The sequence below is a fragment of the Dactylosporangium sp. CA-152071 genome (genome assembly GCF_050936335.1).
Lineage (GTDB): Bacteria > Actinomycetota > Actinomycetes > Mycobacteriales > Micromonosporaceae > Dactylosporangium > Dactylosporangium maewongense.
Genome location: NZ_JBNJMZ010000002.1, coordinates 3,609,460 through 3,626,833, shown reverse-complemented (window position 1 = coordinate 3,626,833; position 17,374 = coordinate 3,609,460). Strand labels below are relative to the sequence as shown.

Below are 17,374 nucleotides of genomic sequence, written 5' to 3'. Positions count from 1 at the left end.
CCACCCCACCCACAGCGGGCCCACACCGGCACCACAGCCGGTCGCCCTCCCGTGTCGCGGCCGCCCACGGCACCCGCGCGACTAGCATCTGAGCTGTGGAGGGGGCGGCGGCATCCGGCGAGTTCGCCGCCGTGCTGCGCCGGCTGCGCGAGGCGCGGTCGCTGACCCAGGAGGAGCTCGCCGAGCGGTCGGGCCTCACGGCGAAGGCGATCGGCGCCCTCGAGCGCGGCGAACGGCGCCGGCCCTACCCGCACACGGTGCGCTCGCTCGCCGACGGGCTCGCCCTCGACGACGGCGACCGGGCGGCCCTCGTCGCCGCGGTCCCCAGCCGGGAGGCGTCCCCGCCCCCGGCCCCGTCCTCGGCAGCGGGTGTGTTCCCGGCCGCGGGTGTGTCGCCGGCCGCGGCCGCTGTCCCGTCGCCGGCCCACGTTCCGGTGGGTCCTGGCACGCCGCTCATCGGCCGCGACGGCGAGCTCGCTGTCCTGCTGGCCCTCGTCCGCTCGGGCACGCGCCGGCTGGTGACGGTCACCGGCCCCGGCGGGGTGGGCAAGACCAGGCTCGCGATGGAGGCGCTGCGCCTCGCGGCACCGGGCTTCCCCGGCGGCGCCCGGGCCGTCGACCTGTCCGCGGTCCGGGAGCCGAAGCTCGTCGTGCCCGGGATCGCCGCCGCGCTCGGGCTGCCCGACGAGGTCGGCCTCGACCCGCTCGACGCGCTCGTGCCCCACCTGGCCGGCCTGCGGATGCTGCTGGTGCTCGACAACCTGGAGCAGCTGACCCAGGCGGCGCCGGCGCTCGCCGGCCTCGTGGCGCGCTGCCCTGAGCTCGTCGTGGTGGCGACCAGCCGCGCGCCGCTGCGGGTGCGCGCCGAGCACGAGCTCGTGCTGGGGCCGCTCACCACGCCCGCCGGCGACGACGTGGACGCGGTGGCCTCCTCGCCCGCCGTCGCCCTGCTCCTCGACCGGGCCGCGGCCGCCGGGTCCCCCACGGCCGTCACCGCCGCCGACGCTCCCGCCCTGGCCGCGATCGTCCGGCGGCTCGACGGGCTCCCCCTCGCGGTCGAGCTCGCGGCGCCCGGCCTGCGGCTGCTCACCCCGCCGGCCCTCCTCACCCGGCTGGAGCGGCAGGGCCCCGGCGCGGGTCCGCGCGACCTGCCCGAGCGGCACCGCACGATGGCCGCGGTGCTGGAGTGGAGCATGGATCTCCTCGAGCCCGAGGAGGTCGCCCTCTTCGAGCGCCTCGCGGTCCTCAGCGGCGGGTGCTCCCTCGACGCGATCGAGGCCGTCGCCGGCGAAGACGCCGACGTGCTGCCCGCCCTCGGCGCGCTCGTCGACCAGTCGCTGATGCTCCGGGTGCCGTCGCCCGACCCGCAGCCCCGCTTCCGGCTGCTGGAGCCGGTGCGGCAGTTCGCGATGCGGCGGCTGCACGCGTCTGGGCTGGCCACCGCGACCGCCGACCGGCACGCCGCGCACTTCCACGCGCGGGCCACGGCCTCGGCGGTACTGCTGGAAGGGCCGGACCTCGCGGCCGAGCTCGACCGGCTCGACGCCGACCACGCCAACCTGCGCTCGGCCTTCCTCCGCCTGCTCGAGCTCGACCGGGACGTCGACGCCGCCGAGCTCGCCGGCAGCGTCTGGCTCTACCTCGCGCTGCGCGGCCACGCCCGCGAAGGGCTCGCGTGGCTGGAGCGGATCGGCCCCGGGGCCTCCGACGTCGCCCGCTGCCGCGCCCTGGCCGGCCGGCTCGGGCTGCAGTTGCTGGCCGGCGACACCGCCTCGATGCTGCGCGACGCCGGCGACGCGGTGGCGCTGGCCGGTCGGGTGGCCGAGCCGACCGTGACGTGCGAGGTCCTGACCCTGGCCGGTCAGGCGGCGGTCTTCGCGGGCGCCCTCGACGACGCCGACGCGCTGCTGGGCCGCGCGCTGGCGCAGGCGGAGGCCGCCGGACGTCGCTGGGTGGCCGTGCACGCCCGGCTCGCGCGGTGCCAGCTCGCCCTCGTCGCGGGCGACCTCGCGACGGCCGGGCTGACCCTGCCGGAGACGGTGCGCGCGGCCCGCGCGGCCGGCAACGCCTTCACCCTCGCCACCGCGCTCAACGTGCACGCGACGCTCACCGAGCTGCTCGGCGACGAGCCGGCGACCGCCACGCTGCTCGGCGAGGCGGTGGCCCTGTCGCTCGCCGCCCGGATGAGCTGGACCCTCGGCTACGCGCTGCCCGCCCTGGCGAGCCTCGCGCAGCGGGTCGGCGACCCGGTGTCCGCGGCCTGGCTCTTCGGGGCGGGCGCCTCGATCTCGGCGGCCGACGCCGTCGACCCCACCTTCCCGGTCTCGCGGGCGCTGTCCGACCGCGGGCTCGACGCCACCCGGGCCGCCCTCGGGGACGAGGCGTTCGCCCGCGAGTGGGACGCCGGGCGGGCCGCGAGCGGTGCCGAGATCCAGGCCCGTGCCGCGGTGGTCACGACGCGCGCAGGCGGCGGACGTAGCGCCTGAACTGCCAGGCGCCGGCGGTCTTCAGCAGCAACCGGACCGGCAGCGGGAGGTTGCCGAGCATGCGGGCGCGCTCCTCGCCGTCGGCGTCCTGCAGCACCAGGCCGAACATGACCGGCAGCTGGCTGGGGGTCATCGTGTCCTTGCCGTGCTGCCCCATCTGGTTCCACTCGGCGGCGGTGACGTGGCGCGAGGCCAGCGGCAGCACCTCGCGCTCCTCGAGGTCGAGGTGCTCGAGCAGGGCCGCCGTGAACCGCTCGCAGAGGGCCGCGAGGCGCTCGCCGGCGGCCCCGGTCGGGGCGGCCTCCCAGGCGGCGAGCGCGGGGGTGATGGCCTCGACGAGCTCGTCGATGCCGTGGTGCTGGGCCTGCATCGTCTCGACGAGCCCGGTCGACGGCGCGGACCGCTCGAGCAGCAGCGGCCAGAGCACGATGTCCTCGCCGGTGTGGTGCATCTCGAGGCCGGCGGCGCACAGGCGCAGGTGCTCCGCGACGATCCTCGCGCGGCGGGTGTCGCCCGCGGGGGTACTGCGGACAAGGCCGGCGGCGGCGCCGAACTCCCGCCGGAAGGCGCGGTGGACGACCACCATCTCGTGGACGTCGGGACGCCGGTCGGTGCGGGTCAGGGCGGTCACGGTGACTCCTCGTGGCTGGACGGATCTGGTGCGTCCAGCCTCCCGGCCGGTGCCGTCCCCACCCCACCCACAGCGCCCACACACTCGCCCCACAGACCCGCGATCCCGAGGGTGAACGGCCGGGTTATGCCCGCCGTCGCGATCACCATCCTTGCGGGACAAGGCCGACAATTCGGATAGCGCGATCAGCCGTTCCCGGAGGTAGGCCCGCAATGCTCAAGTTCGACGTGCAGCACTCCAGCGCGGTCCGCACCACGGAGGAGCGCGAGGCCGCGGCGGCCGGGCCGCTCCCCCCGACCCTGCTCGACCAGATGCAGCGGTACTGGCAGGCCGCCAACTACCTGACCCTCGCGCAGATCTATCTCCGCGACAACCCCCTGCTGCGCGAGCCGCTGCGGCCGGAGCACGTCAAGCCCCGGCTGCTCGGCCACTGGGGCACCTCACCCGGCCTGAACCTGGTCTACGTCCACCTCAACCGGCTGATCCGGGAGCGCGACGCCGACGTCATCTACCTGGCCGGCCCGGGCCACGGCGGACCGGCGCTGGTCGGCAACGCGTACCTCGAAGGCACCTACTCGGAGGTCTACCCCGAGGTGACGCGGGACGCGGCGGGCCTGCGGCTGCTGTGCCGCCGCTTCTCGACCCCCGGCGGGATCCCCAGCCACGTCAGCGTGCAGACCCCGGGCTCGATCCACGAGGGCGGCGAGCTGGGCTACGTGCTGGCCCATGCGTTCGGCGCGGCCTTCGACGCGCCGGACCTGATCGTCGCCGCGGTGGTCGGCGACGGCGAGGCGGAGTGCGGGCCGCTGGCCGGGGCCTGGCGCAGCACCGCCTTCCTCAACCCGGCCCGCGACGGCGCGGTGCTGCCGATCCTGCACCTCAACGGGTACAAGATCAGCGGACCCGCCGTGATCGCCCGCGACAGCGACGCCGACATCGCGGCGTTCCTGCAGGGCAACGGTTACGACGCCCGGTTCGTCGAGGGCGACGACCCGCGGCACGTGCACCAGGCGTTCGCGGCGACGCTCGACTGGTGCTACGACCGCATCCGCGGCATCCAGCGCGACGCCCGGGCCGGCGGCGTGACCGGGCGGCCCCGCTGGCCGGCCATCGTGCTGCGCACCCCCAAGGGCTGGACGGGCCCGAAGGAGGTGGACGGGCAGCCCGCGGAGGGCACCTTCCGGTCGCACCAGGTGCCGATGGCGGACATCCGCACGAACCCGGCGCACCTGGCCCAGCTGGAGTCCTGGATGCGCTCCTACCGGCCGGATGCGCTGTTCGACCGTGACGGCACACTCGTGCCCGACCTCGCCGCCCTCGCGCCGCGGGGCGACCGCCGCATGAGCGCCAACCCGCGGGCGAACGGCGGCACGGTGCTGGTCGACCTGGACCTCCCGGACTTCCGCGACTACGCCATCGCCGTCGACCGGCCGGCCGTGGTGCGGCGGGAGTCGACCCGGCAGCTGGGCAAGCTGCTGCGCGACGTGTTCGTCCGCAACGCCGGGGCGGCGAACTTCCGGCTGTTCTGCCCGGACGAGACGAACTCCAACCGCCTCGGCGACGTCTTCGAGGTGGAGAACCGGTGCTTCGTCGGCCCCGGCCTGGACGTCGACGACCACCTGTCGGCGGACGGCCGCGTCATGGAGGTGCTGAGCGAGCACCTGTGCGAAGGCTGGCTGGAGGGCTACACGCTGACCGGCCGGCACGGGCTCTTCGCCACCTACGAGGCGTTCGCGATGGTCTCGGCGTCCATGACGGTGCAGCACACCAAGTGGCTGCAGGAGGCGAGGAACCTCCCGTGGCGGGCGCCGGTCGCCTCGCTGAACATCCTGCTCACCTCGACGTGCTGGCGCAACGACCACAACGGCTTCAGCCACCAGGGTCCCGGCCTGATCGACGTGATGCTGTCCAAGCGGGGCAGCGTGACCCGCATCTACCTGCCCCCCGACGCCAACTGCCTGCTCTCGGTCGCCGACCACTGCCTGCGCAGCCGCGACTACGTGAACCTGATCGTGATCGACAAACAGCCGCAGCTGCAGTTCCTGGACATGGCGGCGGCGATCGAGCACTGCGCGAACGGCGCGTCGATCTGGCACTGGGCCGGCACCGACGACGGCGGGGAGCCGGACGTGGTGCTCGGCTCGGCCGGTGACATCCCGACGCTGGAGACGCTCGCGGCCGCGTGGTATCTGCGCCGGCTCGTCCCGGACCTGCGCGTCCGCGTCGTGAACGTGGTCGACCTGATGCGGCTCTTCCCGGCCCGGCACCACCCGCACGGCATGACCGAGGCGCAGTTCGTCGACCTGTTCACCGCGGACAAGCCGGTCGTGTTCGCGTTCCACGGCTACCAGCGGGCGATCCACGAGATCGTGCACGGGCACCCGGACGTCGACCGCATCCACGTGCGCGGCTTCAACGAGCAGGGGACGACCACCACGCCGTTCCAGATGGTCGTGCTGAACGAGATGAGCCGGTTCCACCTGGCGGCCGAGGCGATCCGGCGCGTGCCGCGGCTGCGCGACCGCGCTCCCGGGCTGCTGGCCGAGTGCGACGCGCGCATCGCCGAGGCCAACGCGTACGCCCGCGAGCACTTCGAGGACCAGCCCGAGATCCGCGACTGGGTGTGGAGCGACTGAACCCCGGAGCGCGGGCCGGTGCCGTCGGCCCGTCAGGCCGATGAGGTCGCCATGCCGTGGCGCAGCACCGGTTCGACGACTCTGCCCGCGCCGTGGTCGAGCTGGTAGTCGAGGTTCATCGCGGCGCTGATGAGGGCGAGGTGGCTGAAGGCCTGCGGGAAGTTCCCGATCTGCTCGCCGGTCGGTGCGATCTCCTCGGCGTACAGCCCGAGATGGTTGCTGTAGGTCAGCATCTTCTCGAAGGTCAGCCGGGCGTCGTCCAGCCGGCCCGCGCGGGCGAGGGCGTCGACGTACCAGAAGCTGCACATCGTGAACGTGCCCTCGGAGCCGCGCAGCCCGTCCGGGGACGCCATCGGGTCGTAGCGGTAGAGCAGGCTGTCGGCGACCAGCTCCTCCTCCATCGCGCGCAGCGTGGTGTGCCACATCGGGTCCGTCGGTGCGAGGAAGCCGACCAGCGGCATGTACAGCAGCGACGCGTCCAGCACCTCGGTGTCGTAGTGCTGGACGAACGCCTCCCGCTTGGGGTGGAAGGCGCGCTGGATGACCTGCCGGTAGACCATGTCGCGCATGTTGGTCCAGCGACCGAGGTCGGCGGGCCGGGCCCGGTGCTGGGCGAGCTGGATCGCCCGGTCGAAGGCGACCCACGACATCACCCGCCCGTAGGTGAAGTCCTGCCGGCCGCCACGGGTCTCCCAGATCCCGTCGTCGGGCTGGTCCCAGTGCTCGCAGAGCCATTCGATCACGTGCGAGACGTGCTGCCACGCATCGTGGGACAGCTGCAGTCCGTGCGCGTCGGCGAGGTGGAGCGAGTCCAGGGCCTCGCCGTAGATGTCGAGCTGGAACTGGTTCGCGGCGGCGTTGCCGATCCGCACCGGGGACGACTGCTGGTACCCCTCCAGGTGATCGAGGATCTCCTCGTCGAGGTCCGGGGAGCCGTCGATCCGGTACATGATCTGCAGGGGCGACGAGTGCTCGCTCGCGTGCTGCACGCGGTCGTTGAGCCAGTTCAGAAACGCCTGCGCCTCGGCGGTGAAGCCCAGCCCCAGCAACGCGTAGACGGAGAACGAGGCGTCGCGGACCCAGGTGTAGCGGTAGTCCCAGTTCCGCTCGCCGCCGATCTGCTCGGGCAGCCCGGCGGTCGGCGCCGCGACCAGCGCTCCGGTCGGCGCGTAGGTCATGAGCTTGAGCGTCATCGCGGCGCGCTCCACCATCTCCCGCCACCGCCCCTTGTACCGGGACCGGCCGATCCAGCCGCGCCAGAAGTCGCGGGTCTGCTGGAACATCTCGACGATCTCGTCGGCGGACACCGCCCGGGGTGGTCCCGCGGGCTGGGTCTCCAGGACCAGGCCGCCGACGTTGCCGGCGGACAGGGTGCCGATCAGGCGGAGGCCGTCGTCGCTGCGCTGGATGTCCTCGGGCCGGAAGAGCTGTTCGCCGCGGCGGGCGGGGTTGACGTTCACGGTGAAGCCGGGGCTGCGGAACGCGACGCCGTCAGGGGTGATCTCGACCTCGTGCGCGTCGCGCCCGTAGTTGAACCGTGGGTGGCACTCGATCCGGAACCGCATCTGGCCACGGACGACCCGCACCATACGGACGAGGCGGTGCACGTCGGTGGCGTGGTCGCCCGCGATCGGCATGAAGTCGATCAGCTCGCCGACGCCGTCCGCGCTGAGGAAGCGCGTGATGAGGATCGGCGTGCCGGGCAGGTAGAGCTGCTTGCTGACGTACGAGATGCCGTCCGGGACGACCTGGAAGTAGCCGCCCTTGCTGCGGTCGAGCAGCGAGGCGAAGATGCTCGGCGAATCGAAGCGCGGTGCGCAGAACCAGTCGATGACGCCGTCGTTCGTCACGAGGGCCGCGGTCTGCAGGTCGCCGATCAGCCCGTGATCCTCGATGGCCGGATATGCGTTCACGGCGGGCCTCCCGACTCGTGCTGCTGCGGCGCATCCCCGCACGCCTGCTGTCGTGCGTGCGGGTGCCCAACTGCAACCGTTGTCGCGCCGCCGCCGGGCCGCCTCGCCCGAAAGGAGTGACGATCGCCGCGCCGGCCGTCACTCCGGGACGCTGCGGCCCTGCACGGCCAGCGCCCAGATGATGAACACGTCCAGCGCGATGATCAGCAGCGACCACAGCGGGTAGTAGGGCAGGAACATGAAGTTGGCGATGGCGCTCAGCCCGGCCAGGACGATGCCCACGACCCGGGCCCACAGCCGTCCGGTGAACACCGCGCAGCCGGCCAGGAGCACCACGACGCCCACGACGAGATGGATCCATCCCCACCCGGTCACGTCGAACGTGTACAGATAGTCCGCCGTGACGACGAAGAACTTGTTCTCGATGATCGCCGCCAGGCCGGTGGCCAGGTGGAACAGGCCACCGATGATCATCATGATCCCGGCGAAGACGGTGAAGCCGCCGGCCCATCCGCCCGGGGGCTCCTCCCGGACGGCCACCGTCTCCTGCTGCGCGCTCTGTTCAGCCATGCTCGGCACTCCCTCCACTCAGCGGGCGCCGGACGACAGGTCACGCCCGTGCGTGACCCTGGTCAGCGTCCACAACGCCGGATGCGGGACAGACGGGACGGGCCTACCCCCGCGGACCGCGGACAATCCTGCCGCGACCGCCTTCGTCCCGGACGCCGCACGGGGCGGACGCCGGGCGTGACGCTGGGACGGCGGGGTAACTGGTCGCGGTGGTCGCGTGGTTGGATCGTTTCCAGCGTCGGCACGTCTGGCTGGGATTCCCGCTGGCGGTGGTCTACAAGTTCGTCGACGACCGTGGCCCGTACCTCGCCGCGATGGTGACCTACTACGGCTTCGTCTCGCTGTTTCCGCTGACGCTGCTGTTTCTCACCGGGCTGGGCTTCTTCCTGGAGGCCAACCCCGAGCTGCACCAGGAGCTGGTGCAGTCGGCGGTGGGGGACCTGCCGGCCATCGGGCCGGAGCTGCAGCGCAACGTCAGCGGGCTGGTCGGCAGCGGCACCCGCCTGGTGCTCAGCGTCCTCGGCGCGTTGTACGGCGGGCTGGGCGCGATGCAGGCCGCGCAGGCCGGCATCAACCACATCTACGGCGTCCCGCGCAACGAGCAGCCCAATCCGATGCGGTCCAGGCTGCGCAGCCTCGGGCTGCTGCTGATCCTCGGCGGCGCGGTGCTGCTGTCGGCGGCGGCCGCGACGTTCGTGGCCTTCGCCAACGAGCTCACCGGCCGGTCCGGGCCCAGGCTGCAGATCCTCGGCTACCTGCTGACGTTCGTGATCAACGCCGTCCTGTTCACCGCGGCGATGCAGCTGCTGACCGCCCGGAAGCTGCGGGTGCGCCAGGTCATCACCGGCGGGTTGATCGCCGCGACCTCCTGGATGGCGCTGCAGACCGCCGGCGCCCAGTACGTCGCCGCCCGGCTCAGCCGCGCGAGCGAGCTCTACGGCACGTTCGGGCTCGTCCTGGCCGCGCTCGCCTGGATCTACCTGCAGGCGCTCGTGCTGATGCTCTGCGCCGAGATCAACATGATCCTGACCTACCGCCTGTGGCCCCGGGCCCTGCTCACCCAGTTCACCGACGACGTCGAGCTGACCGAGGCCGACCGGCGCATCTACACGTCGTTCGCGACCGCGCAGCGGTTCAAGGCCTTCGAGACGGTCGAGGTCGACTTCGGCCCGCCGCCGCGAGGGTAGGCGCCACGACCCGCGCACTTGAACGGCGGCGCCGAGGGGCCGACCATCATGGGGTGCCGCCGGCGCCGCCGGCGGTGACCGCTCCTCCCCGCGCCGAAGGGACCACCGTGACCAGGGACGCCGAGACGCCCACGGCCCGCCAGCAGCGGGTGTGGGACCGCAACGCACCCGGCTACGACAAGCAGATCGGCTTCTTCGAACGGGTCTGGTTCACCGGCGGACGGGAGTGGCTCGGCGGACGCGCACACGGCCGGGTCCTCGAGGTCGCTGTCGGCACCGGCCGCAGCCTGCCCCACTACCGGCCCGGCGTCGTCCTCACCGGCATCGAGCTGAGCCCCGCGATGCTGGCCATCGCCCAGCGGCGCGCCGCCGACCTCGGCCGCCCCGCCGACCTGCGGCAGGGCGACGCCGAGCGGCTGCCCTTCGCGGACGGCACCTTCGACACCGTGGTGTGCGCGCTGTCGCTGTGCACCATCCCGCACCCGGCCGCCGCGATCGCCGAGATGCACCGCGTCCTCGTCCCCGGCGGCACCCTGCTGCTGCTCGACCACATCGGCAGCAGCTGGCCGCCGGTCCGCGCCGCCCAGTGGCTGCTCGAGCAGCTCACCGGCCGCGCGGCGGGGGAGTACTTCACCCGCCGCCAGCTGCCCCTGGTGCGCGCCGCCGGCTTCGACGTCGAGGAGGCGGAACGGCACAAGGCCGGCACCATCGAACGCGTCCACGCCCGCAAGCCGGCCGCCTGAGCACTCCTGGCAGCCGCGTCGCAGCAGGTCGCCTGGCGCCGTCCACCCCCGAGGCCGGCCCGTCCGGCGACGGCCGGGCTGTGTGCTGATCAACACGGACGGTCGCGCCTGTGGTTGCAGTGATGCAACGATGAACGGGAGGCAAACACGCGATGTTGCTCGGCCTGGCCTTCAGCAGGGCACGGCCCCGCGCGAGGCGAGACCGATCCACAACGGTGTGGGTGTCCCGGCACTCGGCTCAGCGGGTGCTCGGACAGGCCAAACCGGAAGGACGACGGTGTCGGTACAGGACAAACTTGACTCGATCTTCACCGCGGTGGTCCACCGCAACCCTGGTGAGAGCGAGTTCCACCAGGCGGTTCGCGAGGTGCTCGACAGCGTCGCCCCCGCGCTGGGCAAGCACCCGGAGTACGCCCAGGCCAAGATCATCGAGCGGATCTGCGAGCCGGAGCGGCAGATCATCTTCCGGGTGCCGTGGGAGGACGACCGGGGCGAGGTGCACATCAACCGCGGCTTCCGGGTCGAGTTCAACTCCGCGCTGGGTCCGTACAAGGGCGGCCTGCGGTTCCACCCGTCGGTCTACCTCGGCATCGTGAAGTTCCTCGGGTTCGAGCAGCTGTTCAAGAACGCGCTGACCGGCATGCCGATCGGCGGCGGCAAGGGCGGGTCGGACTTCGACCCGAAGGGCCGCTCCGACCGTGAGGTGATGCGGTTCTGCCAGTCGTTCATGACCGAGCTGTACCGGCACATCGGCGAGTACACCGACGTGCCCGCCGGCGACATCGGCGTCGGCGGCCGGGAGATCGGCTACCTGTTCGGGCAGTACAAGCGGATCACGAACCGGTACGAGTCCGGGGTGCTCACCGGCAAGGGTCTCGTGTACGGCGGTGCCCAGGTGCGCCGGGAGGCGACCGGCTACGGCGCGGTGTTCTTCGCCGAGGAGATGCTGCGGGCCGCCGGCGACGGCATCGAGGGCAAGCGCGTGGTGGTGTCCGGCTCCGGCAACGTGGCCATCTACGCGATCGAGAAGGTGCACCAGCTCGGCGGCCTCGTGGTGGCCTGCTCCGACTCGTCCGGCTACGTGCGCGACGACAAGGGCATCGACGTGGCGGTCCTCAAGGAGGTCAAGGAGGTCCGGCGGGAGCGGATCGAGCAGTACGTCCGCCACCGTCCCGGGGCGACCTTCACGCCCGGCGGCGGGCTGTGGCGGGACGTGCCGTGCGCGGTCGCCATCCCGAGCGCCACGCAGAACGAGATCGACGCGGACGACGCGGCCGCGCTGGTCGCCGGCGGCTGCGTGGCGGTGGTGGAGGGGGCGAACATGCCGACGACGCCGGCGGCGGTCCGCGTGTTCGCCGGGGCCGGCGTGCGCTTCGCGCCGGGCAAGGCGGCCAACGCCGGCGGGGTCGCCGCCAGCGCGCTGGAGATGCAGCAGAACGCCAGCCGCGACTCGTGGACGTTCGAATACTCCGAGCAGCGGCTGCACGGCATCATGCGCGACATCCACGCCCGCTGTTACGCCACCGCGGAGGAGTACGGCATGCCGGGCAACTACGTCGCCGGCGCCAACATCGACGGCTTCCGGATGGTCGCCGAGGCGATGCTCGCCCACGGCCTGATCTGACCCACCGGCGCCACGAGCGCCGCACACACGTCGCGGGACCGGTCCTCATCGCGGGCCGGTCCCGGCCCGGCGCCGAGGCGGCTGTGGTGGCGATCAGCAGCTCGATGAGCTCGTCCGCGGTGCGGCTCAGGCGCCTGACCCGTCCAGCCGGCGCAGGCCGCGGGCCACGAGCACCGGCACCGCGGCGCCGACGTTGTCGTAGCCGGCGGTGACCGTCTTCCCGCCGAGGAACCGCGCGTGCACGCCCTCCAGGATCACCGCGAGCTTCATCGCGGCGAGCGCCAGGTGGAACGGCAGGGTCGTCAGGTCGCGGCCGGTCCGCAGGGCATACCGCTCGGCCAGCTCGTGGGTCCGCGGGAAGCCCTCGTGCGCGGTCACGCCGGCGGCCACCGGGATCAGGCCGCGCTCGTCGTCGCCGGGGTCGTGCCAGTAGGACAGCGCCACGCCGAGGTCGGCGAGCGGGTCACCCAGGGTGCACAGCTCCCAGTCCAGCACGGCGGTGATCCGCGCCGGCCCGGTCAGGTCGACGACGGTGTTGTCGAGCCGGTAGTCGCCGTGCACCAGCGCCGACCCGGCCTGCGCCGGCAGCCGCTCGGCGAGCCGGGCCAGCAGGCGGTCCATGTCCGGCAGGTCCCGGGTCCGCGACCGCTCCCACTGCCCGCCCCAGCGCCGCAGCTGGCGTGCCGCGTAGCCGTCCGGCCGCCCGTAGTCGGCGAGCCCCACCGCCGCCGGTTCGATCGCGTGCAGGTCGGCGAGCGTGGTGATCAGCCGGTCGGCCAGCTCGGACCGCACCGTGGGGGACAGCTCCGCGGTGTCCGCGGCGGTGCGCAGCACCCGCCCCCGCGCCTCGGTCATGACGTAGAACGGGCAGCCGAGGACCTCCTCGTCGGTGCACAGCACCAGCGTCCGCGGCACCGGCACGGCCGTGCCGCCCAGCGCGGTGAGGACGCGGTGCTCGCGGCGCATGTCGTGCGCGCTCGGCAGCACCTCACCCAGCGGCGGCCGGCGCAGGATCACCGCCTCACCGCCGGCGGGCACGATCCGGTACGTGATGTTGGACAGCCCGCCGGAGATGAGCTCGGCGTCCCAGCCGCCGGGGAAGCGCTCCGGCAGGTGCTCGCGCAGCCACGGCCCGATCCGGCCGGACGGCAGTCCCGGAAGCTCAGGCATCGGTGGTCCTCCGGCCCTCGGCGCGCCGCACGACCCGGCGGGCGATGGACATCCGGTGCACCTCGGAGGCGCCGTCGTAGATGCGGAACGCGCGGATGTCGGCGTAGATGCGGCCGATGACGAGCTCGTCCGACGTGCCCATCCCACCGGCCAGCTGCACCGCGCGGTCGACCACCCGGCAGGCCGCCTCGCTGATGAAGACCTTGGCCCGCGACGACTCCTCGGTGCCGCGGGCGCCCTCGGCGATCTGCCAGCAGGCGTGCCACAGCAGGGCCCGCGCCGCGGCGAGGTCGATCTCGTTGTCGGCGATCAGCTGCTGTGCCATCCCGTGACTCGCCAGCGGGGCGCCGAAGAGCTCCCGGCCGAGCGCCCGGTCCAGGGCGATCCCGTGCGCCCGTCGGGCGGCGCCGAGCCAGCGCATGCAGTGGGTCAGCCGGGCCGGGGCGAGCCGCACCTGGGCGTACCGGAAACCCTGCCCCGGCTCGCCGAGCACCGCCGCGTCCGGGACGAACGCGCCGTCGAACGTCACCTGGCAGTGGCCGCCGGGCATGGTGGCGTCCAGGGTCCGCGCGTGGGCGCCCACCGTCATGCCCGGGTTGTCCGCGTCGACGAGGAACATGCTCGCGCCGTCGCGGTCGTCGTGCCGGGCCATGACGATCGCGAAGGCCGCGCCGTCCGCGCCGGTGATCAGGTGCTTGTGGCCGTTGATGCGCCAGCCGCCGGGCGCGCGGGTGGCGCTGGTGCGCAGCGCGGCCGGGTCCGAGCCCGCGCCCGGCGGCGGCTCGGTCATCGCGAAGCAGGACCGGACGTCGCCGGCGGCCAGCGGCCGCAGGTACGCGTCCCGCTGGTCGCCGGTGGCCACCGCGTCGAGCAGGTGGATGTTGCCCTCGTCGGGTGCCGCGCAGTTCAGCGCCAGCGGGCCGAGCAGGCTGGTGCCGGCCTCCTCGAGCAGCACCGCGGCCTCGTCGAAGCGGAACCCGCCGCCGCCCAGCCCGGCGCTCACCTGCGGCGCCCACACGCCGGCCGCGCGCGCGGCCCGCTGCAGCTCGGCGCGCAGCGCGTCGGTGACCCCATTGGCGAACGCGTCCTGCTCGCGGGGGATCACCTCGTCGCGGACGAACGCGGCGATCCGGTCCCGCCACTCGGTGGTCCGCTCGCTCAGCGAGAAGTCGAAGCTCATGACCCCTCCCGTCTCCGGCCCGCCGTCCGCTTGCTAACCATCATTAGCGCAGTTTAGGTATGCTGCTACGAGCAAAGTCAAGCAATAGTGACGAGTAGGCTAACGATGATTAGCGAGCCAGGCCTGGAGGCGGCGGAGATCCGCCGTGCCGCGCTGCGCCTCTTCGCCGACCGCGGCTACCGCGCCACCACCATGGCCGACGTCGGCGCCGCGGTCGGCGTCCGCGGGCCGAGCCTCTACCGGCACGTCAGGTCCAAACAGGACCTGCTGGTCGCCGTCATGGTCGAGACCATGGAGGCGCTGCTGGACGCGCAGCGCGCCGCCGCCGGCGCCGGCGGCGGACCGGTCCTGCGGCTGCGCCGGATGGTCGAGGCCCACGTCCGCTACCACGCCGGCCACCGCGACCAGGCCTTCGTCGGCAACCGTGAGATCGGCAACCTGGAGCAGCCCGCCCGCGACCGGATCCTGGCCATGCGGGCGGCCTACGAGCGCACCCTGCGCGGCGTGATCGAGGAGGGCCGTGACGCGGGCGTCTTCGCCGTCGAGCACCCGCGCCTGGCGTCGTACTCCATCCTCGACATGGGCATCGGCGTGGCGGCCTGGTTCCGCCCGGACGGCCCGCACAGCGTGGAGCAGGTCGCCTACACGTACGCCGACCAGGCCATCCGGATGCTCTCGCCGGCCCCGCCGGAACGATGACCTCCGGCGTGCCCTCCCCGCGACACCCTCAGATGCCCCCGATTCCGGACTTTCCGGCCGGTCGGGTGTGCCGATAGCATCGGGCGTCACCACGCCCGGGTGGTCGGTCTTCGGCGAGCCTTCCGTCCCGGCGGCAGCCGAACGCGCCCCCAGGAGCTGTGATGCCACCCCGTTCGCCGAGTCGCGCCCGTCCGTTGCCTGCCCGCGCCCGTGCCACCGGCGGCGGTGGTTTTCGGTGGCGGCCCGTCGTGATCGCGGCGGCCGTCGCGCTCGTCGTCGGCGGGCTGATCGGGGGTCTCGTCGGCGGCGCCGTCGCCGACCCGCGCAGCGACACGCAGCGGCGCATCGACGAGCTGCAGGTCGCGGAGGTCAAGCGCGACGCCGACCAGGTCGTGGCGCTCACCGACCAGGCGCGCCGGATCCTGGAGCTGCTCGGTCCGGCCGTCGAGCAGCTGGCCACGGCGCTTCCGCCCAAGGGTGCGCCGGGACCGCTGGTCGAGCAGGGCAAGGTCGACGGATGGAAGGCGGCCACGCGCAAGGGTGTCGAGGAGTTCAAGGACCCGCCGTCGGCCGGGACGGCGGTCAACATCGCCCGGGGCAGCCTCGCCGGCGGCGCCCGGCAGCTCGACCTCGCGGTGGACACGTACGCCGCCGCGGTCAAGGCCCCCGAGGCGGACCGGGCGGCGCTGCTGAGCCTCGCCAGCCGCCAGCGTGACCTGGCGGTCGCCGGCTGGTCGGTCGGCGCCACGCAACTCGACCAGCTCAACGTCGACATCGGCCGGGGGCACCAGCACGCCTTCCTGCCGTCGGCTCCCGGTCAGGAGGCGATGACCTCGGACGGCTCGAAGGAAGGCGAGTGACCGGCTACCGCGCGCAGTCGTACAGGGTGTAGAGCCCGGTGCTGAACCCGTCGACGAGTCGGCAGGACGGCCCAGGGGACGTAGCCGAACATGAAGCTGAATATGTGAAGAGTTGCGCCATCCGCGTCGGCGCCCCTTTGGGGGCGCGCCCGGAGCTGCCCGTGGACCGGTTGCCGCCGGAAACCGGCCGAGCGAGGATTGAATGTGGACCCCGGATGCCGGCGGGGGTGGTCGCGGTGGAGTTCGCCGTCTTCTTGATCGTCCTGATCTTCGTGGCGATCCTGTCGTCCGGCAGTGCGTGGATCGCCAGGCGCCGGAGCCGGGAGTCGCTCGGGTTCTCGCCGGCGTCGCCGCGGGCCGAGCGGGCCGAGGCCGTGCTGACCGAGTGGCTGCTCGCCGGCTACCTGTCGGCCGAGCAGTACCGGCGGGACATGGCCACGCTCGCCGCGCGGGAGGCGGACCGCCATCCGCCGCCCGCCCCGTTCGGTCCGTGACCGCCCACCCGGAGACGACCGGGCGAACGCCCTTGTGCACTCTCGCTTGCTGGCGACAATATCCTTATAATCGTTATATCGTGCAGCAGCGTTGGGCGTCGAAGGGGTTACGGGCCGTGAAGTTCGGATTAGCGATCATGAATGACTTCCCGCAGGGGACCATTGCCGCCGAGCGGGTCGGCGAGCTCCGGGAGCAGGTCTCCGTGGCGCGGGAGTGCGGGATCGACAGCATCTGGCTGCTGCACCACTACCTCGGCAGCATGCCCACCCTCCAGCCCATTCCCACCCTGGCGGCGCTCGCGCAGCAGGCGGAGGGGATGGGGATCGGGACCAACATGTTCATCCTGCCGCTGCACCACCCCGTCCAGGTCGCCGAGACGTTCGCGACGCTCGACCACCTGAGCGGCGGACGGGCGATCGCCGGCTTCGGCATGGGCTACCGGGAGAACGAGTTCGCCGCGTTCGGCATCCCGCTCGACGAACGCGTCTCGCGCTACACCGAGAGTGTCGAGATCATCCGCGGGCTGTGGTCCGGTGAGCCGGTGACCTACGCGGGCAAGCACTACTCGCTCGACGACGCGCGGATCAGCCTTCCCCCGGTGCAGCAGGGTGGGCCGCCGATCTGGGTCGGCGCCGGAATGCACAAGGCGGGCGCCAGGCGGGCCGCTCAGCTCGGCGACGCCTGGATCGTGCCGCCGCACGCGTCGGTGGCGAAGCTCGCCGAGCTCGTCCAGGTGGAGCGGGCGGAGCGCGCGCGGCTCGGCCGGCCGCTCAACGGTGAGGTGGTCGTCCGCCGCGAGCTCGTGCTCGACCCGGACCGGGAGCGGGCCCGCGAGCGCGGCCTCCGCGCCCGGCTCGGCGTGACCCAGCAGTACGCGAAGTACAACGCCCCGGATGCGACGGCCCAGTATCGTCACCTGCAGAGCGAGGCGGCCGCCGCGGAGGTGGCCGACGAGGCGTACCTCTTCACCGACCCCGCGACGTGCGTCGCCAGGCTGCGCGAGCTCGAGGAGGCCGGCGTGACGACGGTCATCCTCCGGGCGCAGTGGTACGACCTGCCTCACGAGGACATGCTCGCCACCCTCAAACTGTTCGCCGACGAAGTGCTGCCCGCGCTGGGTCGGCGCTGATCGTATTGACGGCGGTCACGCAGCGCGATAGGGATGGTCACATTCCTCGCA

At 73.1% G+C, this 17,374-nt stretch carries 14 protein-coding genes; 9 read left to right on the top strand and 5 right to left on the bottom strand.

Translation table 11 applies throughout. From position 1 onward, the window contains the following. Nucleotides 1-95: 95 nt before the first annotated feature. Nucleotides 96-2,486 (top strand): ATP-binding protein, encoded by a 2,391-nt coding sequence (locus ACQEVZ_RS56280; protein WP_433384364.1) that lies wholly within the window; start codon nucleotides 96-98, stop codon nucleotides 2,484-2,486. Here the strand turns inward: ACQEVZ_RS56280 and ACQEVZ_RS56275 are convergent. Next, nucleotides 2,452-3,117 carry a hemerythrin domain-containing protein gene (locus ACQEVZ_RS56275; protein ID WP_433384361.1) on the bottom strand — a complete coding sequence of 222 codons (666 nt, stop codon included), beginning with the start codon at nucleotides 3,115-3,117 and terminating at the stop codon, nucleotides 2,452-2,454. The genes ACQEVZ_RS56280 and ACQEVZ_RS56275 overlap by 35 nt on opposite strands. A 212-nt stretch (nucleotides 3,118-3,329) precedes the next feature. Between ACQEVZ_RS56275 and ACQEVZ_RS56270 the strand changes: the two genes are divergently transcribed. Continuing rightward, complete coding sequence (locus ACQEVZ_RS56270; protein ID WP_433384358.1) at nucleotides 3,330-5,753, top strand: phosphoketolase family protein; 2,424 nt, start codon at nucleotides 3,330-3,332, stop codon at nucleotides 5,751-5,753. A 32-nt stretch (nucleotides 5,754-5,785) separates the two neighbouring features. Here ACQEVZ_RS56270 and ACQEVZ_RS56265 read toward each other — a convergent pair whose 3' ends face one another. After that, the gene (locus ACQEVZ_RS56265) at nucleotides 5,786-7,666 is read right to left on the bottom strand and encodes a glycoside hydrolase family 15 protein (RefSeq protein WP_433384355.1); all 1,881 of its coding nucleotides are present in this window, start codon (nucleotides 7,664-7,666) and stop codon (nucleotides 5,786-5,788) included. 138 nt (nucleotides 7,667-7,804) lie between these two features. Further along, nucleotides 7,805-8,236, bottom strand: a complete 432-nt coding sequence (locus ACQEVZ_RS56260) for a DUF7144 family membrane protein (RefSeq protein WP_433384352.1) — start codon at nucleotides 8,234-8,236, stop codon at nucleotides 7,805-7,807. 221 nt (nucleotides 8,237-8,457) lie between these two features. Here ACQEVZ_RS56260 and ACQEVZ_RS56255 point away from each other — a divergent pair, with 221 nt between their 5' ends. From ACQEVZ_RS56255 to gdhA, 3 genes are all read left to right on the top strand, one after another. Next, a complete protein-coding gene (locus ACQEVZ_RS56255; protein ID WP_433384349.1) occupies nucleotides 8,458-9,423 on the top strand; it encodes a YihY/virulence factor BrkB family protein in 966 nt (321 codons plus the stop codon). Between the two features lie 107 nt (nucleotides 9,424-9,530). Continuing rightward, entirely contained in the window at nucleotides 9,531-10,166 is a 636-nt protein-coding gene (locus tag ACQEVZ_RS56250) for a class I SAM-dependent methyltransferase (RefSeq protein ID WP_344502047.1), read from the top strand. Nucleotides 10,167-10,443: 277 nt separating this feature from the next. Further along, nucleotides 10,444-11,790 (top strand): NADP-specific glutamate dehydrogenase, encoded by a 1,347-nt coding sequence (gene gdhA, locus ACQEVZ_RS56245; protein WP_433384346.1) that lies wholly within the window; start codon nucleotides 10,444-10,446, stop codon nucleotides 11,788-11,790. Nucleotides 11,791-11,916: 126 nt separating this feature from the next. Here gdhA and ACQEVZ_RS56240 read toward each other — a convergent pair whose 3' ends face one another. Beyond that, nucleotides 11,917-12,960 carry a phosphotransferase family protein gene (locus ACQEVZ_RS56240; protein ID WP_433384343.1) on the bottom strand — a complete coding sequence of 348 codons (1,044 nt, stop codon included), beginning with the start codon at nucleotides 12,958-12,960 and terminating at the stop codon, nucleotides 11,917-11,919. Then, a complete protein-coding gene (locus ACQEVZ_RS56235) occupies nucleotides 12,953-14,140 on the bottom strand; it encodes an acyl-CoA dehydrogenase family protein (RefSeq protein ID WP_433384340.1) in 1,188 nt (395 codons plus the stop codon). Before ACQEVZ_RS56235 ends, ACQEVZ_RS56240 begins: the two co-directional genes overlap by 8 nt. Nucleotides 14,141-14,245: 105 nt before the next feature. On the opposite strand from ACQEVZ_RS56235, the gene ACQEVZ_RS56230 reads away from it, so the two are divergent. The 4 genes from ACQEVZ_RS56230 to ACQEVZ_RS56215 all read left to right on the top strand — a co-directional run bounded on the left by ACQEVZ_RS56230 (nucleotide 14,246) and on the right by ACQEVZ_RS56215 (nucleotide 17,323). After that, nucleotides 14,246-14,839: a TetR/AcrR family transcriptional regulator gene (locus ACQEVZ_RS56230; protein ID WP_433384337.1), complete on the top strand. Its 594-nt coding sequence runs from the start codon at nucleotides 14,246-14,248 to the stop codon at nucleotides 14,837-14,839. A gap of 248 nt (nucleotides 14,840-15,087) precedes the next feature. Further along, complete coding sequence (locus ACQEVZ_RS56225; RefSeq protein ID WP_344502052.1) at nucleotides 15,088-15,699, top strand: hypothetical protein; 612 nt, start codon at nucleotides 15,088-15,090, stop codon at nucleotides 15,697-15,699. Nucleotides 15,700-15,914: 215 nt separating this feature from the next. Continuing rightward, entirely contained in the window at nucleotides 15,915-16,193 is a 279-nt protein-coding gene (locus tag ACQEVZ_RS56220; protein WP_433384334.1) for a hypothetical protein, read from the top strand. Continuing rightward, entirely contained in the window at nucleotides 16,085-17,323 is a 1,239-nt protein-coding gene (locus tag ACQEVZ_RS56215; protein WP_433384331.1) for an LLM class flavin-dependent oxidoreductase, read from the top strand. Before ACQEVZ_RS56220 ends, ACQEVZ_RS56215 begins: the two co-directional genes overlap by 109 nt. Nucleotides 17,324-17,374: the final 51 nt, after the last annotated feature.

Excerpts from the sequence above, each read along its gene's own strand:
- ACQEVZ_RS56240 (WP_433384343.1), bottom strand. The coding sequence starts at position 12,960 with ATGCCTGAGCTTCCGGGACTGCCGTCCGGCCGGATCGGGCCGTGGCTG.
- ACQEVZ_RS56260 (WP_433384352.1), bottom strand. The coding sequence starts at position 8,236 with ATGGCTGAACAGAGCGCGCAGCAGGAGACGGTGGCCGTCCGGGAGGAG.
- ACQEVZ_RS56220 (WP_433384334.1), top strand. The coding sequence starts at position 15,915 with ATGCCGGCGGGGGTGGTCGCGGTGGAGTTCGCCGTCTTCTTGATCGTC.
- ACQEVZ_RS56230 (WP_433384337.1), top strand. The coding sequence starts at position 14,246 with ATGATTAGCGAGCCAGGCCTGGAGGCGGCGGAGATCCGCCGTGCCGCG.
- ACQEVZ_RS56270 (WP_433384358.1), top strand. The coding sequence starts at position 3,330 with ATGCTCAAGTTCGACGTGCAGCACTCCAGCGCGGTCCGCACCACGGAG.
- ACQEVZ_RS56235 (WP_433384340.1), bottom strand. The coding sequence starts at position 14,140 with ATGAGCTTCGACTTCTCGCTGAGCGAGCGGACCACCGAGTGGCGGGAC.